Consider the following 20,976-nt stretch of genomic DNA (forward strand, 5'->3'; position numbering starts at 1 on the left):
TTCAAAAATGTTATCATAGTAGAAAGCTTTTTGAATTTTTAGAAAATTGTAAATAAATGAAAGGGGAAGAATGGAGAAAATCAAATTAGAAACTTCTAAGACAGGTTCAGAGCTTGTTTTGGAAACCTTGAAAAATCTTAGTGTTGATACGATTTTTGGCTATCCCGGCGGCGCTGTACTGCCGCTTTATGATGCTATTTATAGTTTTGAAGGCATCCGTCATATTCTAGGCCGCCATGAGCAAGGCTGTGTTCACGAAGCAGAAGGCTATGCTAAGTCTACTGGGAAAATCGGAGTTGCAGTTGTGACCAGCGGTCCGGGAGCGACCAATGCCATTACCGGCATTGCTGATGCCATGAGTGATAGCGTCCCCCTTTTAGTCTTTACTGGTCAGGTAGCCAAGGCTGGGATCGGTAAAGATGCTTTTCAGGAAGCGGATATTGTTGGGATTACGACTCCTATTACCAAGTACAATTATCAGGTTCGGGAGACGGCAGAAATTCCGCGTATCATTACAGAAGCTATTCACATTGCGACGACAGGTCGTCCTGGTCCAGTCGTTATTGATTTGCCTAAGGATGTCTCCGCTCTGGAAACGGACTTTATCTATGACAGCAAGTTGCATTTACCAAGCTATCAGCCGACTATTGAGCCTAATGAATTGCAGATTAAGAAGATTATCAAGCAGATTTCTAAGGCTAAAAAGCCGGTCCTTCTTTCGGGAGGCGGTATCAGTTATGCTGGGGCAGCAGCGGAATTGGTTGCCTTTGCGGAGCGTTATCAGATTCCAGTGGTCACTAGCTTGTTAGGTCAGGGAACTATTGCGACAGACCATCCTTTGTTCTTAGGTATGGGTGGAATGCACGGTTCTTTTGCGGCCAATATTGCTATGACTGAGGCTGACTTTATGATTAGTATCGGCTGCCGCTTTGATGACCGTCTGACTGGTAATCCGAAAACCTTTGCCAAGAACGCTAAAGTAGCACATATCGATATTGATCCAGCGGAAATTGGAAAAATTATCAGCGTAGATATTCCTATCGTAGGGGATGCTAAGAAAGCTCTGCAGATGCTGCTAAATGAAGAGCAGGTGCATAATAATACCAGCAAGTGGATTGAAAAAGTAACGCAGGACAAAGAGCGGGTTCGCTCATATGATAAGAAAGAACGTGTCGTACAGCCTCAGGCTGTCATTGAGCGCGTGGGTGAGCTGACCAAGGGTGATGCCATCGTCGTAACAGATGTCGGTCAGCACCAAATGTGGGCTGCCCAATATTATCCGTATAAAAACGAGCGTCAACTGGTAACGTCTGGTGGTCTAGGAACCATGGGCTTCGGTGTTCCAGCAGCGATTGGGGCTAAGATTGCCAACCCGGATAAGGAAGTGGTGCTCTTTGTCGGAGATGGTGGCTATCAGATGACAAACCAAGAGATGGCTATTCTCAATATCTATAAGATTCCGATTAAGGTCATCATGCTTAACAATCATTCGCTAGGCATGGTGCGCCAGTGGCAGGAAGCTTTCTATGATGGTCGTACCTCTGAGTCTGTCTTTGAAACATTGCCAGATTTCCAGCTCATGGCTCAGGCTTATGGTGTTAAATCCTATAAATTTGACGATCCAGAGACTATTGTCCAGGATTTGGAAGTCCTGAAGGAAGATATACCGATGTTTATTGAGGTAGATATTTCTCGCAAGGAGCACGTTCTTCCAATGGTGCCAGCTGGCAAGAGCAATCATGAGATGTTGGGGGTGAAGTTCCATGCGTAGAATGTTGACAGCTAAACTTCAAAACCGTTCGGGGGTTCTGAACCGCTTCACGGGTGTCCTTTCCAGACGTCAGGTTAATATTGAGAGTATCTCAGTCGGAACGACGGAAAATCCGGAAGTATCCCGTATCACCATCATCATTGATGTGGCTTCATTGGCAGAAGTTGAGCAGATTATCAAGCAGCTCAATCGTCAGATTGATGTGATTCGGGTTCGAGATATCACGGACCGCCCTCATTTAGAGCGTGAAGTGATTCTGGTTAAGGTCTCGGCTCCAGCTGACAAGCGGGCAGAGATTCTGTCTATTATCCAGCCATTCCGGGCGACAGTTGTAGATGTAGCACCTAGCTCTATTACCATTCAGATGACTGGTGATGCGGAGAAGAGCGAAGCCTTGCTTCGGGTCATTCGCCCATATGGTATTAAAAATATTGCTCGGACTGGAGCGACAGGCTTTACCCGAGATTAAATCAAACCTTTAATTTGTTAAAACCGCCTAATAGGCAATAAAAATAGAAAAGAGAGTAAAACTTATGGCAGTAACAATGGAATACGAAAAAGATGTTAAAGTAGCAGCGCTTGACGGTAAAAAAATCGCCGTTATCGGTTATGGTTCACAAGGACATGCGCATGCACAAAACTTGCGTGATACAGGCCACGATGTGATTATCGGTGTTCGTCCTGGTAAGTCATTTGACAAGGCTAAAGAAGATGGCTTTGATACTTATACAGTAGCAGAAGCAGCTAAATTAGCTGATGTCATCATGATTTTGGCTCCAGATGAAATCCAACAAGATCTCTATGAAGCAGAAATCGCTCCAAACTTGGAAGCTGGAAACGCAGTTGGGTTTGCTCATGGTTTCAACATCCATTTTGAATTTATCAAAGTTCCTGCCGATGTAGATGTCTTTATGTGTGCACCGAAAGGCCCTGGTCACTTGGTTCGCCGTACTTTCGAAGAAGGTTTTGGTGTACCAGCTCTGTATGCAGTCTACCAAGACGCTACTGGAAATGCCAAAGACATCGCAATGGACTGGTGTAAAGGTGTTGGTTCAGCTCGTGTTGGACTTCTTGAAACAACTTATAAAGAAGAAACAGAAGAAGATCTCTTTGGTGAACAAGCTGTGCTTTGTGGTGGCTTGACTGCCCTGATTGAAGCAGGATTTGAAGTTCTGACTGAAGCAGGTTATGCGCCAGAATTGGCTTACTTTGAAGTGCTGCACGAAATGAAACTGATTGTAGACTTGATCTATGAAGGTGGCTTCAAGAAGATGCGCCAATCTATCTCAAATACAGCTGAATATGGTGACTATGTATCTGGTCCGCGCGTCATTACTGAGCAAGTCAAAGAAAACATGAAGGCAGTCTTGGCTGATATCCAAAACGGTAAATTTGCGAACGACTTCGTTGATGACTACAAGGCTGGTCGTCCAAAACTCACTGCTTACCGTGAGCAAGCTGCTAATCTGGAGATTGAAAAGGTCGGTGCAGAATTGCGTAAAGCAATGCCATTCGTTGGTAAAAACGACGACGATGCTTTCAAGATTTACAATTAAGATAAAGAGCATATAAGAAATTAGGGGTAGGAATGCGAATTCCCAGCCCCTTGTTTTGCTTGATAGAGAATAAACTGGAAGAATAGGGAAGGAAAAAATATGCTCAGAGCAAAAGATATCACTCATGCTCATAAAGTGTTAAAAGATGTGGTTGTCAATACACCTCTTGACTACGACCACTATTTGTCAGAGAAGTACCAGGCCAAGATTTACCTGAAGAAAGAAAATATGCAACGGGTGCGCTCTTTTAAACTTCGCGGGGCTTATTATGCCATTTCTCAACTTAATGAAGAGGAGCGCCAGCGTGGGGTTGTCTGTGCTTCTGCGGGAAATCACGCCCAAGGAGTGGCCTATACTTGTAAGGAAATGAAAATTCCAGCAACTATTTTTATGCCCATCACGACTCCTCAGCAGAAGATTAGCCAGGTCCGCTTCTTTGGTGGTGAATTTGTGGATATCAAGCTGGTTGGAGATACCTTTGATGCTTCGGCCAAGGCTGCGCTTGACTATACTAAGGCTGAAAACCGCACCTTTATCGATCCTTTTGACAATGAAGATGTCCAAGCGGGTCAAGGGACTGTAGCCTATGAAATCTTAGACGAGGCCAAGAGAGAAGCTATTACTTTTGATGCAGTTTTGGTACCAGTTGGCGGCGGCGGCCTGATATCAGGAGTCTCAACCTATATAAAAGAAAGTCAGCCAACTATTGAAGTCATTGGTGTGGAAGCCAAAGGTGCCCGCAGTATGAAAGCAGCTTTTGAAGCAGGTGGTCCAGTCAAGCTCAAAGAAATCGACAAATTTGCGGACGGTATCGCAGTCCAGAAAGTCGGTGCATCAACCTATGAGGTCACACAAAAGAATGTTCAAAATCTTATCGGTGTAGATGAAGGGCTTATTTCAGAGACCATCATTGATCTATATTCCAAGCAAGGGATTGTCGCAGAGCCAGCTGGTGCTGCAAGTGTTGCTGCTTTGGAAGTCCTGAGCGAGTATATCAAGGGGAAAACTATCTGTTGCATTATCTCAGGTGGTAATAATGACATCAACCGGATGCCAGAGATGGAAGAGCGGGCTCTTATTTATGATGGTATCAAGCACTATTTCGTGGTTAACTTCCCGCAGCGTCCAGGTGCCTTGCGTGAATTCGTGAATGATATTTTAGGACCCAATGACGACATCACTCGTTTTGAATATATCAAGCGGGCAAGCAAGGGAACGGGACCAGTTTTGATTGGTATCTCTCTGGCAGATAAGCATGATTATGCTTCTTTAATTAACCGTATTGAGCAGTTTGATCCGTCCTTTATCAATCTGAACGGGAATGAAACACTCTACAATATGCTTGTCTAATTGTAAATATATTTTAGCCTAATTTGTATGCTTTTATTTGAAACTGCAAATTAAATATGTTAGAATATACTATAGTGAATCAAGGAGGCTTGAACATGTTGTTTATTCCATTTTTCTTTATCATATTGATTATAATCTTTATATTCTTGCTGCTTAGTGCAGTCTATGTGGTTCGTCAGCAATCTGTGGCAATCATTGAACGTTTTGGACGTTACCACAAAACCAGCAGCAGCGGTATCAATTTCCGTCTTCCTTTAGGGATTGACAAGATAGCGGCTCGCGTCCAACTTCGTTTGCTGCAGAGCGAGATTGTCGTTGAGACCAAGACACAGGATAATGTTTTCGTAACTATGAATGTTGCGACCCAGTATCGTGTAAATGAGAACAACGTGATTGACGCTTATTACAAACTTATGCGACCAGAAGCACAGATTAAGTCCTATATTGAAGATGCCCTTCGTTCCTCCGTTCCAAAACTGACCTTGGATGAGCTCTTTGAAAAGAAGGACGAAATTGCCCTAGAGGTCCAAAAACAGGTAGCTGAAGAAATGTCGACCTATGGCTATATCATTGTCAAAACCTTGATTACCAAGGTTGAGCCTGATGCTGAAGTTAAACAGTCTATGAACGAAATCAATGCGGCGCAGCGTAAGCGTGTGGCTGCTCAGGAATTGGCTGAAGCAGATAAGATTAAGATTGTGACAGCCGCCTCTGCAGAAGCTGAGAAAGACCGTCTTCATGGGGTTGGTATCGCTGAACAGCGGAAGGCCATTGTGGATGGTTTGGCAGACTCGATCAAGGAATTGAAGGGAGCCAATATTGAGTTGACAGAAGAACAGATTATGTCTATTCTTTTGACCAACCAGTACCTGGATACGCTGAATAATTTTGCAGATAGTTCGGGTAATAATACCATCTTCCTTCCAGCAAATCCAGAAGGTGTCGAAAGTATTCGGACTCAGATACTTTCAGCCCTCAAAGCTAAGTAAAGAAAATTCAGAATTATTTAATTTGTTCGAATTTGGTTTGTTTAAGTTGACAAACTGTATAAAAACAATTATAGTAGTTGATGTAGCTAGAATAGAGAGGAGTAAGAAATGGCTAAATCTAATTTCGAGAAAGTAGAATCTGTTGTTAGTTGGGTACGTGATAAGAAGATCACCGGTTACCGTATTAGTAAAGAAACAAATGCACGTGAAATGTCTATCATTGCTCTTGCTCAAGGACGTGCAAAAGTGAAAAATATCTCTTTTGAAACAGCTCTTGGCTTGATTGATTTCTACGACAAAAACCATGAAAAATTTGAAGACTAAACTTCAAAATTGTGCAACTGATATTGCTCATTAAATCAAAAAAGGAATCTGGACTTAGTTCCAGATTCCTTTTTGCTTCTGAAAATAGAAGTAATTTAGCTAAGGAAGCGCTGCAGGAATTCTTTGGTTCTTTCTTCTTTGGGATTGGTGAAGATATCCTGCGGGCTGCCAGCTTCAGCAATGACGCCCTTGTCCATAAAGATAACACGGCTGGAAACATCACGGGCAAATTCCATCTCGTGGGTTACGACAATCATAGTCAGTCCTTCCTGAGCCAGTTCTTTCATGATTTTCAGAACTTCACCAACCATTTCAGGGTCGAGGGCTGAAGTTGGCTCATCAAAGAGGATGGCGTCAGGATTCATGGAGAGGGCGCGGGCAATAGCGACCCGCTGCTTCTGACCGCCTGAGAGTTGCTTAGGCTTGGCCTGCCAGTATTGCTCGCCCATGCCAACCTTGTTGAGGTTTTCTTTAGCAATTTTCTCGGCTTCTGACCGTTCTTTTTTCAGGACAGTTGTCTGAGCGACGATGGTATTTTCTAGGACATTAAGATTCTCGAAGAGATTGAAAGACTGAAAGACCATGCCCAGCTTTTCACGGTAATGGGTCAAGTCGTAATTCTCGTCCAGGACATTCTTGCCGCGGTAGAAAATTTGTCCGCCAGTTGGCGTTTCCAGAAGGTTAATGGATCGCAGGAAGGTTGACTTTCCACTGCCAGAGCTGCCGATGATGGAAATTACTTCTCCTTTATGAACGGTGAGGGAGATGTCCTTGAGGACTTGGTTTTCACCGTAGGACTTTTTGAGGTTTTTAATTTCTAAAATGGTTTCTGTCATGATTTCACTTCTCCTGTCTGCATTTGATTGGCACCTGTCGTGTAGTTGTCTGTGTCGAAGCGTTTTTCAACATAGCGCAGGATGCGTGTCACGCTGAATGTCAGGACAAAGTAGATTACAGCGATAATGGTAAAGGTTTGGAAGTATTGGTAGGTCTGGGTAGCGATAGTATTTCCAGAGAAATAAAGCTCAACTACCGAGATAACGTTCAACACGGATGTATCCTTGATGTTGATGACAAATTCGTTACCAGTTGCGGGCAGAATATTGCGGACAACCTGAGGCAGTACAATCTTACGCATGGTCTGGCCATGGGTCATACCCAGTGCTGTTGCGGCCTCGAATTGCCCCTTATCAACGGCAAAGATACCACCGCGGACAATCTCGCTCATATAAGCTCCAGTATTGATGGAGACGATGAAAATGGCAGCGATAGTCCGGTCGATAGAAATTCCAAAAGCCTGGGCTGTTCCGTAATAGATAACCATAGACTGAACAATCATTGGAGTTCCGCGGAAAATCTCAATATAGACATTTAAGAACCAGCCGAAGATTTTTTGCAATGATGCTAGGAGTTTATTCTTAGAAGCTGGTGCCGTCCGATAAACGCCAATCAGCAGTCCGATGATGAGACCTGCGATGGTCCCTGTAATCGAAATGAGTAGAGTCAAACCAGCTCCGCGTAGGAATTGAGGCCAGTTTTCAGCCAGGATCTTAGCCACTTGACTGAAGAATGATTCATTCGTTGTTTCACTATCCGTATCAACAGGCTGTTTCTGAATCATCTCATCCATCAGCTTGACTTGATCATTAGTAGTAATCTTAGCGATTGCTGCATTAGCTTGCTCGATACGACTGTCATCCTTGCGCATACCAATGGCAATAGAAGCATCCTCTTCACCAACTTCAAAGCCTTTCTCAAATTGAATCATTTTGAAGTTTGAGTTGGCAGTCTCGGCAGTCAAGGCTTCTGGCCGCTCAGAGATATAGCCGTCAATAACGCCGGATTCCAAGGCTTGACGCATCTGAGCAAAATCGCCCATAGCTGTTTCTTTTTTGGCACCAGGCAGTTGGTCAATGAGATTGTAGAGGTAAACTCCTTGCTGGGAAGTGATTTTAGCGTCTTTGAAGTCTTCTAGAGTCTTAGCAGATGCATATTTTCCATCTTTACGAACTAGGAGAACTGGTTCGCTGGTGTAGTAACTGTTGGAAAAGGCGATTTCCTTTTTCCGCTCGGCAGTTGGGCTCATACCCGCAATAATCATGTCAATTTTGCCAGAAGTCAGAGCAGGAATTAAGCCATTCCAGGAAGTTTTGACAACCAGAGGTTCCTTGCCCATCTCTTGAGCAATTTTTTTGGCAATCTGCACATCGTATCCGTTGGCATATTGGTTGGTGCCTTCGATTTTTACAGCACCGTTGGAATCGTCATCTTGAGTCCAGTTGAAGGGGGCGTAGGCTGCCTCCATACCGATTCTCAGGTAGTCATCGGCTTGGATAACTTGGGCTGTTCCTAAAGCGACCAGGAGGGCAGTAAATAAAGTGAGTAATAATTTCTTCATGGGTTTCTCCTGCTTATCTAATAATAGTTCTTCCTATTCTATCGAAAATTACCGTTCTTTTCAATCCAAGTAAGCCCTTACTTGATAAAAATGATATAATAGAACAAAATATCTGTAAAGAGAGGTTGAGTATGAAACGATATTTTTATCTCCTGTTAGTATTATTTTCCTGCCTTTGTTTTGGTCGGGTTGTCTCGGCTGTTGACTATGATATTGAATCCTATCAAGGCGATCTGGCCTTGCGTGAGGACAATACAGCTACCTACACAGAGAAAGTGACCTACAAGTTTAATGACGACTATAATGGTCAGATTGTTTCGCTGGGCTCTGCTGGAAAGATGCCTAATGGCTTTGCCATTGATGGGAATCCGACGGTCTCGGTTCTGACGAATGGTGAACCAGATATGGACATTAACCCCCAAGTCAAAGACTTGGGAGATGGCTATGAAGTCAAAATCTATAACTCCGGAAACGACGGTGACAGAGTTGTTGTCACTGTAACTTGGCAGCTGAGAAATCTCCTTTTTCTTCACAGGGATATTGCTGAGCTCAACTGGACTCCTATCAGCGACTGGGACCAGGGGATAGGAGAGGTCGTCTTGACAGTTTCTGGCTTGAGCAATCCAGATAAGAGCGAGCTCTTTGCTCATAGTGGCTACTTTGGTACTCAGCCTTTCGTGGATAAGAATGGCACCGATTATCTGGTCAAAATCAATGGAATTGGCTCGGGCGATAATGTCGAGCTCCACGGCTATTGGGATCGACAAGCGGTCTCTCTTGTGTCCCAGAATGAAGACGAGAGCGACTACTTGCCGACCTTTAAAGCTCAAGAAGAAAAGATTGCCCGCAAGACGGTCTTTTACCGGCAGCTAGGAGAAATTTATATACCCTTGCTGCTCCTATGTGCCATCCTTGCAGCGGCTATCCTTTATTTTGTCTTTGCTCAGAAGATCAAGCCTAAGCAGTCTTATCCTAAGAATGCCCGTCTATACGAAGCTCCTCAGGACTTGGCTCCCCTTGTCTTGGCGGAAAATATTTACGCAGTAGACATGGAGGATGTCGATCCGACTAGGGGCGGCAAGGCAGTGCTGAACTTTGAAAACATGGTCCAGGCGACTCTGTTAGACCTGCTGGATAGGGGCAATCTCCTCCTGCAGGGAGATGCTGAAAATCCTGTTCTGCAAATAGCGACCTATGATGGGTTAGCGGACTTTGAGAGACGTTTTCTGGGCATGGCTTTTAACAAGCAATCCCAAGCAAAAGTCAAAGATCTATTTTCAGCCTATCAAATTTCAGAAGATATTTATAAGCACAAGTCTTCTGCAGATGAGTCCTATATCCGTAACATCGGTAGTAATATCAAGTCCTTATTTACTAACAGTTTGCGCTCCCTATCTAAAGAAGTGCGCTCGGAAGGCAAGCGTTTGGGTCTCTTTGGTCACTACCGGCCTCTTAAAGTTCAGGAAAAGAGATTGCTGATTACTGCCATTATTCTAGCTAGTGCTGTTTTGTTGTTCTCTCTTGGAGTTTTGTTTGTCTATATGGCCGCTTTTGAAAGTCTTATCTGGATATATATTCCCTTAGCATTGGTGGGACTTGTTATGATTTGCATTTTTGCTAGTAAGGCACAGCTTTATTGGCAAGACGGTGTCCTGAATGATGAAGGCGCGCATGATTACTATCTGTGGAGAAGTTTTTCAAATATGCTGCGAGATATTGCCCATCTGGACAAGACAGAAATCGAAGGCATTATCCTTTGGAACCGTCTCTTGGTCTATGCGACCCTCTTTGGCTATGCAGATCGCGTCAGCCGTGTCATGGCTCTACGTCAGATTCACTTGGAAAATCCATCTATGGACAGCTATGTTCAGGCTAACTTGCACTATGCCTTCTATAGTAGTATGCACAGCTTCTCAAACTACGGCCATGTAGCCACCACAGCCAGCAATTTCTCTGTCTCATCTGGCGGAAGTTCAGGTGGTGGATTCTCCGGCGGCGGAGGCGGTGGAGGCGGTGGAGCTTTCTGATAGACAAGCCCCCGCCTATCCGGAAAAGTCTTAGTACTGGCTTTTCCTGGCCTTGAAATTGTGATATAATAAGGCTTAATACTCTTTGGGAATTTAAATGTGACTTTCCTTGAGTAAACCCTTGTTTCAGGAGTATTCTATGTTTATCATTGAAATTTTTATCTCTATTATTTACGGTATCATCGAAGGAATCACAGAATGGCTGCCGATTTCCAGTACAGGGCACCTGATTTTAATTCAAGACTTTATCCAGTTTAAGAATCAAAGTCCAGCCTTTATGGAAATGTTTAATGTTGTTATCCAGCTGGGAGCCATTTTGGCGGTTGTCGTCATCTATTTTGACAAGCTCAACCCTTTTAAATCAGGCAAGTCAGCACGTCAGGTTCAAAAGACCTGGCAGCTTTGGGCCAAGGTCGTCGTGGCAGCCTTGCCGGCTGCTGTTATCGGCTTATTCTTGGATGATTGGTTTGAAGCGCATTTTTATAATCTGGTCTCTGTGTCAGTGATGCTGATTGTCTATGGGGCGGCTTTTATCTATCTGGAAAGGCGTGAGCATGAGGAGCCTGCTGTGACAGATTTAGCTTCTCTTCCTTACAAGACTGCCTTGCAAATTGGTCTCTTTCAGATTCTAGCTCTCTTTCCTGGGACTAGCCGTTCTGGTGCCACCATTGTCGGCGGTCTCCTAAATGGTGTCAGCCGTTCTGTCGTGACAGAGTTCACTTTCTATCTAGGGATTCCCATTATGTTTGGCGCTAGCGGCTGGAAAATTCTCAAGTTCATCAAGAATGGGAATGGTCTGGGATTTGGGCAAATCTTCTTGCTTTTGGTTGCCATGGGAGTGGCCTTCGGTGTCAGTCTAGTCGTGATTCGTTTCCTGACAGACTACGTCAAAAAGCATGACTTTACAATTTTTGGGAAATATCGGATTGGCCTAGGTGGTGTGCTTCTGGTTTATGCAGCAATCAAGGCCTTGATGGGATAAAAGGGGAAATTTAAATGTTTCCTTGACTATCTCATGTAGTGAAATAATAAGCTCTCGGAATTTTCTGAGAGCTTTTTTCTTGCAACTTCCATTTTCAGAGCAATACTAGCTATTTTTTGAAATACGGGGGATTTTTTAGTATAATAGTAGGACTAGAAGTGTATGAGGTAGAGATATGGAAATGAAACAGATTAGTGATTCGACAATAAAAATCACGATTCAGCTGGAAGATTTGGAAGAGCGCGGCATGGAAATGGCCGATTTCTTGGTTCCCCAAGAAAAGACGGAAGAATTTTTCTATACCATCTTAGATGAGTTGGAAATGCCGGATAATTTTTTGGACAGCGGTATGCTGAGCTTCCGTGTGACGCCTAAGCCAGATAAGGTGGATGTTTTTGTTACCAAGTCTAAGTTGGATAAGAATCTGAGTTTTGAGGATTTGGCAGATTTGCCAGACATGGATGAGCTGTCTCATATGTCTCCAGATGAATTCCTCAAGACATTGGAAAAGAGCATTTTTGAAAAGAGTAAGGAAGACATAGAAGCAGTCCAATCTTTGGAAACGGCAGAAGCTGAGGAAGGGGAACAGCTCTCTCAGGAGGCGGCTGATGAGCAGTCGGCGGAAAATGCAGAGCGCTATATTTACTATATCCTGCGTTTTGAAGATATTAAGGCTGCTGCGGCCTTTGCTCAGACGGTGGACTATAAGATCGACCTATCAGAGCTTTATAAGTATGATTCAGCTTATTATTTGACGATTTTGGTAGACGTTGAAGGATTCCCAGAACGCTATCCAGCTTGGCTTTTGGCTAAGATGCGTGAATTCGCAGATGATTCAGATATCACTCGGGCAGTGCTGCAGGAGCACGGTCATCTTCTTTTGGTGACAGATGCCGTCTCCGGCCTGCAGAAGGTTGAATGCCTATGATTACTTTTCCTTTAAAGTTTATCTTGGTATTGCTGGGAACTTTTTTTATCGGGGTGATTCTGACGCCCTTAGTTCGGCTCTTAGCCTTTAAGATTGGTGCGGTAGATTATCCCAATGCTCGCCGCATCAATAAAAAGCCCATGCCTAGCAGTGGCGGGTTGGCGATTGTAGCGGCCTTTTCTATCTCTACTCTGCTCTTGATGCCGCAAATTGTTGCTGTAGATTTTTTTGGACAGACCTATTTTGATTATGTTTGGCCGGTCGTTCTAGGTGGTTTGATTATTGCCTTTACAGGGCTGGTTGATGATATCAAAGAACTATCGCCTCTGCTGAAAATGGGGGGAATTGTTCTAGCAGCCAGTCTAATCTGGTGGCTGACAGATTTCCGATTGGATGATTTTAAGATTCCTTTTGGCGGACCTTTCCTGCATTTTGAGCCTTGGCTATCCTATATTTTGACAGTGGTGTGGATTATTTCCATCACCAATGCGGTTAATTTGATTGACGGTTTGGATGGTCTGGTGAGTGGGGTGTCCATCATCTCCTTGGTGACGATGGGGATTGTTTCTTACTTCTTTTTGCCCCAACACAATCTCTTTCTGACCCTGACTATTTTCGTCTTGGTCTTGTCAATTGCGGGTTTTTTCCCTTACAATTACCACCCAGCTATCATCTATCTTGGTGATACGGGGGCTCTCTTCATCGGCTTTATGATTGCTGTTCTGTCCTTGCAAGGATTGAAAAATGCGACGGCTGTTGCGGTGGTGACGCCTATGATTATCTTAGGAGTGCCGATTACGGATACTTTTCTGGCGATTATCCGCCGTACTCTATCTGGTCAGAAATTCTACACGCCTGACAAGCATCATCTTCATCACAGACTCTTATCCTTGGGATTGACTCATCGAGGAACAGTGTTGGTTATCTATGGGATTTCACTGGTCTTTGCCATGATTTCTCTCTTGTTGAATGTTTCCAGTCGAATTGGTGGCGTGCTCTTGATGATAGGCTTACTTCTGGGTGTTGAGCTCTTTGCTGAGCTGGTCGGAGTTTTGGGGCCTAATCGTACTCCTTTGCTCAATATTCTCCGCTTTATTGGGAACTCCTCCTACCGTGAGGAAGTTCGGCGGAAATGGCGTCAAAAGAGGAATAAATAAGAATAGCTCTAAACAAAATAAAAGCCTTTTGGGCTTTTTTTTGGTATACTAAAGTATGTAAATCAGCTAAGCAAAGAAAGGAAAAAGAAATGTCTGTCTTAGAAATTAAAGATCTTCATGTTGAAATCGAAGGGAAAAAAATTCTCAAAGGGGTGAATCTCACTCTGAAAACGGGAGAGGTCGCAGCTATTATGGGCCCAAATGGAACAGGGAAGTCCACCTTGTCTGCAGCAATTATGGGCAATCCTAACTACGAAGTGACTCAAGGAGAAGTGCTTTTTGATGGAGTCAATATCTTAGAATTGGAAGTGGATGAGCGTGCTCGCATGGGACTCTTCCTGGCTATGCAGTACCCTAGTGAAATTCCTGGTATTACTAACGCAGAGTTTCTCCGTGCAGCTATGAATGCTGGCAAAGAAGACGAGGAAAAAATCTCCGTCCGCGACTTTATCATGAAGCTGGATGAAAAGATGGAACTGCTCAACATGAAAGAAGAAATGGCTGAGCGCTACCTTAATGAAGGCTTCTCTGGTGGTGAAAAGAAACGCAATGAAATCCTGCAGTTGCTCATGCTTGAGCCGACTTTTGCACTCTTGGATGAGATTGACTCAGGTCTTGATATCGATGCTCTTAAGGTTGTGTCCAAAGGGGTTAATGCTATGCGCGGTGAAGGCTTTGGTGCTATGATTATCACCCACTACCAACGCCTGCTCAACTATATCACTCCAGATGTGGTTCATGTCATGATGGATGGTAAAGTCGTTCTTTCTGGCGGTCCTGAATTGGCAGTCCGCTTGGAGAAAGAAGGCTATGCTAAATTGGCTGAAGAGTTGGGCTTCACCTATACCGAAGAAGCCTAGTCAAACATTCTTTTGACTTTTATAAAAGATAGGAGAATGACATGACTAAAGAATTGATTCAAGAATTTTCACAGCTACATGCAGAGCCAGATTGGCTCTTTCAACTGCGCCAGCAGGCCTTTGATGAAATTGACCAGTTAGAGTTACCGCGTATTGAGCGGGTTAAATTTCATCGCTGGAATCTGGGCGACGGCCGTATTTCAGAGAGTGAGCCGCTGACAAGTGTTCCAGACTTTACAGCTTTAGATGACAATCTCAAGCTTGTTCAGTTGGGAACTCATACTGTTCTGGAGCAATTGCCGGCTGATTTGGCAGCGCAAGGTGTGATCTTCACAGATTTCCACACAGCTTTGGAAGAGATTCCAGAGCTGGTAGAGAAGCATTTTATGTCCGCAGTTAAGTATGACGAGGATAAATTAGCGGCTTACCATACGGCTTATTTCAACAGCGGAGCGGTTCTTTATGTACCGGACAATGTTGAGATTGACCAGCCGATTGAAGGAATTTTTTATCAGGACAGCGAAAGCGATGTTCCTTTTAACAAGCATATTTTGATTATCGCGGGCAAGCATTCCAAGGTTAACTACTTGGAACGCTTGGAAACTTACGGTGAGGGCTCTGTTCCCGTAACAGCCAATATCACTGTCGAAGTTATTGCTCAGGCTGGAGCTCAGATTAAGTTTTCAGCTATTGATCGCTTGGGCGAAAATGTAACGGCTTATATCAGCCGTCGTGGCAAGCTGGATAATGATGCTATGATTGACTGGGCTATCGGCGTTATGAACGAAGGCAATGTCGTGGCTGACTTTGATAGTGACCTCTATGGCAAGGGTAGCCATGCGGATATGAAGGTGGTGGCTCTCTCAAGCGGTAAGCAGGTTCAGGGGATTGATACCCGCGTAACTAACTATGGCTGCAACTCTATCGGAAATATCCTGCAGCACGGGGTTATTCTGGAAAAAGGGACCTTGACCTTCAATGGTATCGGCCATATTATCAAAGGGGCTAAGGGAGCAGATGCCCAGCAGGAAAGTCGGGTTCTCATGCTGTCTGACCAGGCTCGCTCAGATGCTAACCCAATTCTCTTAATTGATGAGAACGATGTGACGGCTGGTCACGCGGCTTCTATCGGCCAGGTGGATCCAGAGGATATGTATTACCTCATGAGTCGGGGTCTTGATAAGGCAACAGCAGAGCGCTTGGTCGTGCGCGGCTTCTTGGGATCAGTGATTGTAGAAATCCCTGTTAAGGAAGTCCGTGATGAAATGATTGAAAATATCGATATTATTCTCGCAAAGAGATAAAAAAGCTGGGGCTTGTCCCGTGTAAGTAGATAGGAGTCTTCATGACTGGATTTAATGCAGAAGCAATCAAGCAAGATTTTCCCATTTTGGACCAAATTGTCAATGATGAGCCTTTGGTTTATTTGGACAATGCGGCGACAACCCAGAAACCCAAGCAGGTGCTGGCAGCTATTGAAAACTACTATCTTAGAGACAATGCCAATGTCCACCGCGGTGTGCATACGCTAGCCGAGCGGGCGACAGCAGCCTATGAAGCAGCCAGGGAAAGAGTTTGTTCTTTTATCAATGCGGCTTCTAGTAGAGAAGTCCTCTTTACGCGAGGAACCACGACGGGACTTAACTGGGTGGCTCAGTTTGCGACTGAAAGGTTGCAGCCTGGTGATGAAGTGCTGATTTCTATCATGGAGCACCATTCCAATATCATTCCTTGGCAGGAAGCTTGTAGGAAGACTGGAGCCAAGTTGGTCTATGTCTATCTCAAAGACGGTGCTCTGGATATGGAAGATTTCCGTGCCAAGCTCAATGAGCGAACCAAGTTTGTCTCTCTGGCTCATGCTTCTAACGTCCTTGGAGTTATCAATCCCATCAAGGAGATTGCCCAACTTGTTCATCAGCGAGGAGCACTTTTGGTGGTGGATGGAGCTCAATCCATTCCGCACATGAAGATTGATGTGCAGGATTTGGATGTGGACTTCTTCGCCTTTTCGGGGCATAAGATGGCAGGCCCGACTGGTATCGGAGTTCTCTATGGCAAGGAAGAGCTGCTAGAGCAGATGTCGCCTGTCGAATTCGGTGGCGAAATGATTGATTTCGTCTATGAACAGGAAGCGACCTGGAAGGAATTGCCTTGGAAGTTTGAGGCTGGAACGCCGAATATGGCAGGAGCAATCGGTCTTGCGGCGGCCATTGATTATTTGGAAGACTTGGGTATGGATGCCATTGCCCAGCATGAGCAGGACCTGATTGCCTACGTATTTCCTAAGCTGCAGGCAGTGGAAGGTTTGACCATTTATGGCTCTCAGGATTTGGCCCAGCGCTCAGGCGTGATTGCCTTTAATCTGGAGGGGCTTCATCCGCATGATGTCGCGACGGCTCTGGACTACGAAGGAGTGGCTGTTCGGGCAGGGCACCATTGTGCCCAGCCTCTGCTCGCCTATCTGCAGGTGCCAGCGACTGTGCGAGCCAGCTTTTATATCTACAATACCTATGCGGATTGCGACAAGCTGGTAGATGCTTTAGAAAAGACAAAGGAGTTTTTCAATGGCACTTTCTAAGTTAGACAGTCTTTACAAGGCGGTTGTGACTGACCACTCGGCTCACCCCCATCATCATGGGAAACTGGAAGATGTGGAGCAGGTAGTTCTCAATAACCCGACCTGTGGTGATGTCATCAGCCTGTCTGTGAAGTTTAATGCGGAAGATATGATTGAGGATATTGCCTTTGTGAATTCCGGCTGCACCATCTCAACGGCTTCGGCCAGCATGATGACGGATGCGGTTCTGGGCAAGACAAAAGAGCAGGCGCTGGAATTAGCAGAAGTTTTCTCGCAGATGGTTCAGGGCCAAGAAGACAGTCGCCAGAAAGAATTGGGAGATGGAGCCTTTTTAGCAGGCGTTGCCAAATTCCCGCAGCGGATTAAGTGTGCGACCTTGGGTTGGAATGCCCTCAAGCGAGCAATTGAAGAAGATAAAAAGTAAGAATGTGAAAGGAAATTATGTCAGAAGAAAGAGTAGAACCAAAACCGATTGATCTCGGTGAGTACAAGTTTGGTTTCCATGACGATGTTGAACCTGTTCTCTCGACAGGGAAAGGGCTGAATGAAGCGGTCATTCGTGAGCTTTCTGCAGCCAAGGATGAACCAGAATGGATGCTGGATTTCCGCCTCAAATCCTACGAGGCTTTCAAGAAGATGCCGATGCAGACTTGGGGGCCGGATTTGTCAGAAATTAATTTTGATGACTTGATTTATTACCAAAAGGCCTCTGATAAGCCTGCTAGAAGCTGGGATGAAGTGCCTGAGAAGATCAAGGAAACTTTTGAGAAGATTGGAATCCCAGAAGCGGAGCGAGCCTACCTCGCTGGTGCGGCGGCCCAGTATGAGTCTGAAGTGGTTTATCACAATATGAAGGAAGAGTTCCAAAAGCTAGGAATTGTCTTTACGGATACCGACTCAGCTCTTAAGGAATACCCAGAGCTCTTCAAGCAGTATTTTGCTAAATTGGTCCCTCCAACAGATAACAAGCTAGCAGCTCTCAACTCCGCCGTCTGGTCAGGTGGTACCTTCATCTATGTGCCAAAAGGGGTTAAGGTAGATGTTCCCTTGCAGACTTATTTTCGGATTAACAATGAAAATTCGGGTCAGTTTGAGCGGACTTTGATTATCGTTGATGAGGGCGCTAGCGTCCATTATGTTGAAGGATGTACAGCTCCGACTTATTCCAGCAATAGCTTGCATGCTGCGATTGTTGAAATTTTTGCCCTTGATGGGGCCTATATGCGCTACACCACTATTCAAAACTGGTCCGACAATGTCTACAACCTCGTGACCAAGCGGGCGAGGGCTATGAAAGATGCGACGGTTGAGTGGATTGACGGGAACCTTGGTGCAAAAACAACTATGAAGTATCCGTCTGTCTATTTGGACGGACCTGGAGCGCGTGGAACCATGCTTTCTATTGCCTTTGCCAATACCAATCAGCACCAAGATACAGGTGCTAAGATGATTCACAATGCTCCGCATACCAGCTCTTCTATCGTGTCTAAGTCCATTGCTAAGGGCGGAGGTAAAGTGGACTACCGCGGTCAAGTGACCTTTGGAAAGAATTCACAGAAGTCTGTTAGCCATATTGAGTGTGATACGATTATCATGGATGATATTTCTGCATCAGATACCATTCCCTTTAATGAAATTCATAACTCTCAAGTAGCTCTGGAGCATGAGGCCAAGGTTTCTAAGATTTCTGAAGAGCAGCTCTACTATCTCATGAGTCGTGGCTTGTCCGAATCTGAAGCCACCGAAATGATTGTCATGGGCTTTGTCGAGCCATTCACCAAAGAATTACCTATGGAATACGCTGTTGAGCTTAACCGCCTTATCAGCTATGAAATGGAAGGATCAGTTGGTTAAAAAGTGCTAATAGTGTTTGGTTAATTTTAGCAATGAAAGATAGCATTGACTTATCTGGAGGTTAGAATGGGTTTTTTAAAACGTTTATTTGGTAAGGTAGAAGAAGTTAATAAGGGGGAGGCGACGATAGAGGAATTGAACCAACCCTTTGCTCCTAGTCTTGAAGAAGAGGCAGATAACTACTGGTTTCAAATGGAACAAAATATTTTGATAAATGCTGTTAAGGCAGCGGGTGGACCTGATAAGGTGGAGCGAGCTTTTGTTCTTGTTAATTTTAAACAGGGACAGGAAACATTCGAACTATATTATCAAGTTGATGGGAAACTAATATCGTGGAGAGAAATGGATTCGGATGTAGTGAAAAAGCTTGAGAATCAGCTTATTCCTCAAGCGCCAGAAGTAGCGCGTGCGGTTAATTCTGAGTATAAAGATGCAGGTGTTCCTTTAATTGATTATGCTATGCTTCAGTTTGAAACTCAAACGATGGCTTGGTTTGGTCGTAAGATTATGACTGTTTCACCAGAATCGAGTCTCACTTTTCAAGAATTAGCAGCTGGTTGGTGGGCTGTCTTGGAAGAGGCAATTCCAACACATCCGTTAGACAGTGATAGTGCTTTGCCCTACTTCGAAATTTAATTGTTTTCTTCTTAATCAAAACATAAAAAACAGCCACGAATCATTTGATTCGCGGCTGTTTTTTTATAATTTCTCGTTGACATAGCGGACGAAGTCATTCCACCAGACCTTGAAGAAAATACTTTTTTCCACCTCTTGGCCTGCCACCATTGTGACAGAAGGTGCTTTGTTTTCCAGATAGCCTTGGCCGATCGGTTCAGGGTCGGTATAGGTCAAGGTTCCGAGTTCAGTATTTTTTTTCAGCGGAGCTTGAAAGCCTTTTTCGTTGGTAGAAAATTCCACCTTGTGCTCAGCCTGATTGGCGATGCGCTCAATGATGGTGAAATCCTTGCTGGCAACGGCTGGAACGGTCTTTTGCTTGCCGTCAATAACGGTTGAATGGCTTTTATTGTAGGCTTCCCCCTCAGCCACAATAGTCGTCTGGGTGAAGTTTTGCGAAACATAGTTCATTAAAGACGCTGTGGCTACAAAGCGTGCGTAGGGGTCGCCGTCGGTTTGCTCAACGTCCAGCACAACAGTAATCATACGGATGCCATTCTCAGTAGTCGTCGCAACAAAGGAAGAGCCTCCCTTATCCGAACTGCCGGCTTTGAGTCCGTCTACACCTGAGCGGAAGTTGGACTGGTTTTCCAGCATGAAGTTATAGTTTTCAAGACTCGTCCCTGCGATTTTGGCTGTGGACTTGGAAGTGATCTCTGTCACTTGAGGGAAGTCCATAATCAGATGCCGGCTGATAACAGCTAAGTCGTAGGCGCTGAATTTGTTTTCAGTGTCCTTGCTTTTTTTAGATGTGCTAGCTGAGGCGCTATACTCTGTTTCTTCAGTTGCGTATTCTAGAAGAAGAGTATTCAGCCCTGTGGAGTTCACAATAGTAGCATCTGTGATTCCCCATTCTTTAAGCTTGGCCTTCATCATTTGGACGAAATTTTCTTCGCTGCCCCCAACCTTTTCAGCCAAGGCAATCGTGGCACTGTTGGAGCTGGACATCAAGGAGGCGGCAATCAAGTCCTTGACTTTGTAACGTTTGGCTTCCAAAGGGACATTGCTGATATTTGGATTAGATGTCAGATTGTAAGCATAGTCTGAAATATCAACATAAGTATCTGCAGTCAGGTTTCCTCTGTCAATGGCTTCATAGACCAGATAGACGGTCAAAAGATTGGTGATGGAGCCGACTTCGATAGGAGTATTAGCATCTTTTTCGTAGAGAATCTTTCCAGAAGTAGCGTCCACAGCCATTGCACTCTTAGCGGCAATGTTGAAATCATCTGCTGCAACCTTGCTGGCGGTCATTCCGACCAAAACTAGTAGACATAGGAATAATCGTTTCATTTCTTTCCCCTAAAACAAGATATAACCATTGTATCATAAAATTCTCTTTTCTTTTATAAATCAAGGATAATAAAAGATTACAAGATAAATGTAGAGAAAAGTAGAGCAATCTCCTTTAAGAGATTTTTTATAAAAACATCTTTCGAAAAAATCTCACAAAATAGAAAAATATTTGAAATAATACAGATATACAAGCTGAAAAATAGAAAATTATTATTTTTCTACATAAAGCAT

19 protein-coding genes are annotated in these 20,976 nt (G+C 44.4%); 16 read left to right on the top strand and 3 right to left on the bottom strand.

The features are described 5' to 3' along the window. Positions 1–70: 70 nt before the first annotated feature. From FOC72_RS00940 to FOC72_RS00965, 6 genes are all read left to right on the top strand, one after another. Positions 71–1,771: an acetolactate synthase large subunit gene (locus FOC72_RS00940; RefSeq protein ID WP_002893661.1), complete on the top strand. Its 1,701-nt coding sequence runs from the start codon at positions 71–73 to the stop codon at positions 1,769–1,771. Further along, positions 1,764–2,240, top strand: coding sequence for an acetolactate synthase small subunit (gene ilvN / locus FOC72_RS00945; RefSeq protein WP_002893659.1), 477 nt, complete (start codon positions 1,764–1,766; stop codon positions 2,238–2,240). Before FOC72_RS00940 ends, ilvN begins: the two co-directional genes overlap by 8 nt. Before the next feature lie 64 nt (positions 2,241–2,304). Further along, positions 2,305–3,327 (top strand): ketol-acid reductoisomerase, encoded by a 1,023-nt coding sequence (gene ilvC / locus FOC72_RS00950; protein ID WP_002893657.1) that lies wholly within the window; start codon positions 2,305–2,307, stop codon positions 3,325–3,327. 99 nt (positions 3,328–3,426) lie between these two features. Next, positions 3,427–4,677 carry a threonine ammonia-lyase IlvA gene (gene ilvA, locus FOC72_RS00955; RefSeq protein ID WP_002893655.1) on the top strand — a complete coding sequence of 417 codons (1,251 nt, stop codon included), beginning with the start codon at positions 3,427–3,429 and terminating at the stop codon, positions 4,675–4,677. 56 nt (positions 4,678–4,733) lie between these two features. Continuing rightward, positions 4,734–5,666: an SPFH domain-containing protein gene (locus tag FOC72_RS00960; RefSeq protein WP_002893654.1), complete on the top strand. Its 933-nt coding sequence runs from the start codon at positions 4,734–4,736 to the stop codon at positions 5,664–5,666. A gap of 108 nt (positions 5,667–5,774) precedes the next feature. Continuing rightward, entirely contained in the window at positions 5,775–5,990 is a 216-nt protein-coding gene (locus tag FOC72_RS00965) for a capsule biosynthesis transcriptional regulator (protein ID WP_002893653.1), read from the top strand. Between the two features lie 95 nt (positions 5,991–6,085). On the opposite strand, the gene FOC72_RS00970 is transcribed toward FOC72_RS00965, so the two are convergent. Together FOC72_RS00970 and FOC72_RS00975 are read right to left on the bottom strand one after the other, a co-directional pair. Beyond that, entirely contained in the window at positions 6,086–6,826 is a 741-nt protein-coding gene (locus FOC72_RS00970) for an amino acid ABC transporter ATP-binding protein (RefSeq protein WP_002893646.1), read from the bottom strand. Next, positions 6,823–8,388 (bottom strand): ABC transporter substrate-binding protein/permease, encoded by a 1,566-nt coding sequence (locus FOC72_RS00975; protein ID WP_002893643.1) that lies wholly within the window; start codon positions 8,386–8,388, stop codon positions 6,823–6,825. The genes FOC72_RS00970 and FOC72_RS00975 overlap by 4 nt, the downstream gene beginning before the upstream one ends. Positions 8,389–8,519: 131 nt before the next feature. Here FOC72_RS00975 and FOC72_RS00980 point away from each other — a divergent pair, with 131 nt between their 5' ends. The 10 genes from FOC72_RS00980 (at position 8,520) to FOC72_RS01025 (ending at position 19,410) form a co-directional block, all read left to right on the top strand. Then, positions 8,520–10,415 (top strand): DUF2207 domain-containing protein, encoded by a 1,896-nt coding sequence (locus tag FOC72_RS00980; protein WP_002893641.1) that lies wholly within the window; start codon positions 8,520–8,522, stop codon positions 10,413–10,415. A gap of 139 nt (positions 10,416–10,554) precedes the next feature. Beyond that, a complete protein-coding gene (locus FOC72_RS00985) occupies positions 10,555–11,397 on the top strand; it encodes an undecaprenyl-diphosphate phosphatase (protein WP_002893640.1) in 843 nt (280 codons plus the stop codon). A 175-nt stretch (positions 11,398–11,572) separates the two neighbouring features. After that, positions 11,573–12,325 carry an adaptor protein MecA gene (mecA, locus tag FOC72_RS00990; protein WP_002893638.1) on the top strand — a complete coding sequence of 251 codons (753 nt, stop codon included), beginning with the start codon at positions 11,573–11,575 and terminating at the stop codon, positions 12,323–12,325. Further along, a complete protein-coding gene (locus FOC72_RS00995) occupies positions 12,316–13,482 on the top strand; it encodes a glycosyltransferase family 4 protein (protein WP_002893637.1) in 1,167 nt (388 codons plus the stop codon). Before mecA ends, FOC72_RS00995 begins: the two co-directional genes overlap by 10 nt. An 89-nt stretch (positions 13,483–13,571) precedes the next feature. Further along, positions 13,572–14,342 carry a Fe-S cluster assembly ATPase SufC gene (gene sufC, locus FOC72_RS01000; RefSeq protein WP_002893635.1) on the top strand — a complete coding sequence of 257 codons (771 nt, stop codon included), beginning with the start codon at positions 13,572–13,574 and terminating at the stop codon, positions 14,340–14,342. Between the two features lie 41 nt (positions 14,343–14,383). After that, positions 14,384–15,646 carry a Fe-S cluster assembly protein SufD gene (gene sufD / locus FOC72_RS01005; RefSeq protein ID WP_002893634.1) on the top strand — a complete coding sequence of 421 codons (1,263 nt, stop codon included), beginning with the start codon at positions 14,384–14,386 and terminating at the stop codon, positions 15,644–15,646. 41 nt (positions 15,647–15,687) lie between these two features. Continuing rightward, on the top strand, positions 15,688–16,920 hold the full coding sequence (locus FOC72_RS01010) for a cysteine desulfurase (protein ID WP_002893633.1): 1,233 nt from the start codon (positions 15,688–15,690) through the stop codon (positions 16,918–16,920). Next, positions 16,907–17,344, top strand: a complete 438-nt coding sequence (sufU, locus tag FOC72_RS01015; protein WP_002893632.1) for a Fe-S cluster assembly sulfur transfer protein SufU — start codon at positions 16,907–16,909, stop codon at positions 17,342–17,344. The genes FOC72_RS01010 and sufU overlap by 14 nt, the downstream gene beginning before the upstream one ends. A gap of 17 nt (positions 17,345–17,361) precedes the next feature. Next, complete coding sequence (gene sufB, locus FOC72_RS01020; RefSeq protein ID WP_002893631.1) at positions 17,362–18,774, top strand: Fe-S cluster assembly protein SufB; 1,413 nt, start codon at positions 17,362–17,364, stop codon at positions 18,772–18,774. A 66-nt stretch (positions 18,775–18,840) separates the two neighbouring features. Beyond that, positions 18,841–19,410, top strand: a complete 570-nt coding sequence (locus FOC72_RS01025) for a hypothetical protein (protein ID WP_002893629.1) — start codon at positions 18,841–18,843, stop codon at positions 19,408–19,410. A gap of 63 nt (positions 19,411–19,473) precedes the next feature. Here FOC72_RS01025 and pbp3 read toward each other — a convergent pair whose 3' ends face one another. Beyond that, positions 19,474–20,742, bottom strand: a complete 1,269-nt coding sequence (gene pbp3 / locus FOC72_RS01030) for a D-alanyl-D-alanine carboxypeptidase PBP3 (RefSeq protein WP_002893628.1) — start codon at positions 20,740–20,742, stop codon at positions 19,474–19,476. Positions 20,743–20,976 lie beyond the last annotated feature (234 nt).

It is taken from the genome of Streptococcus sanguinis, assembly GCF_013343115.1.
Taxonomy (GTDB): domain Bacteria; phylum Bacillota; class Bacilli; order Lactobacillales; family Streptococcaceae; genus Streptococcus; species Streptococcus sanguinis_H.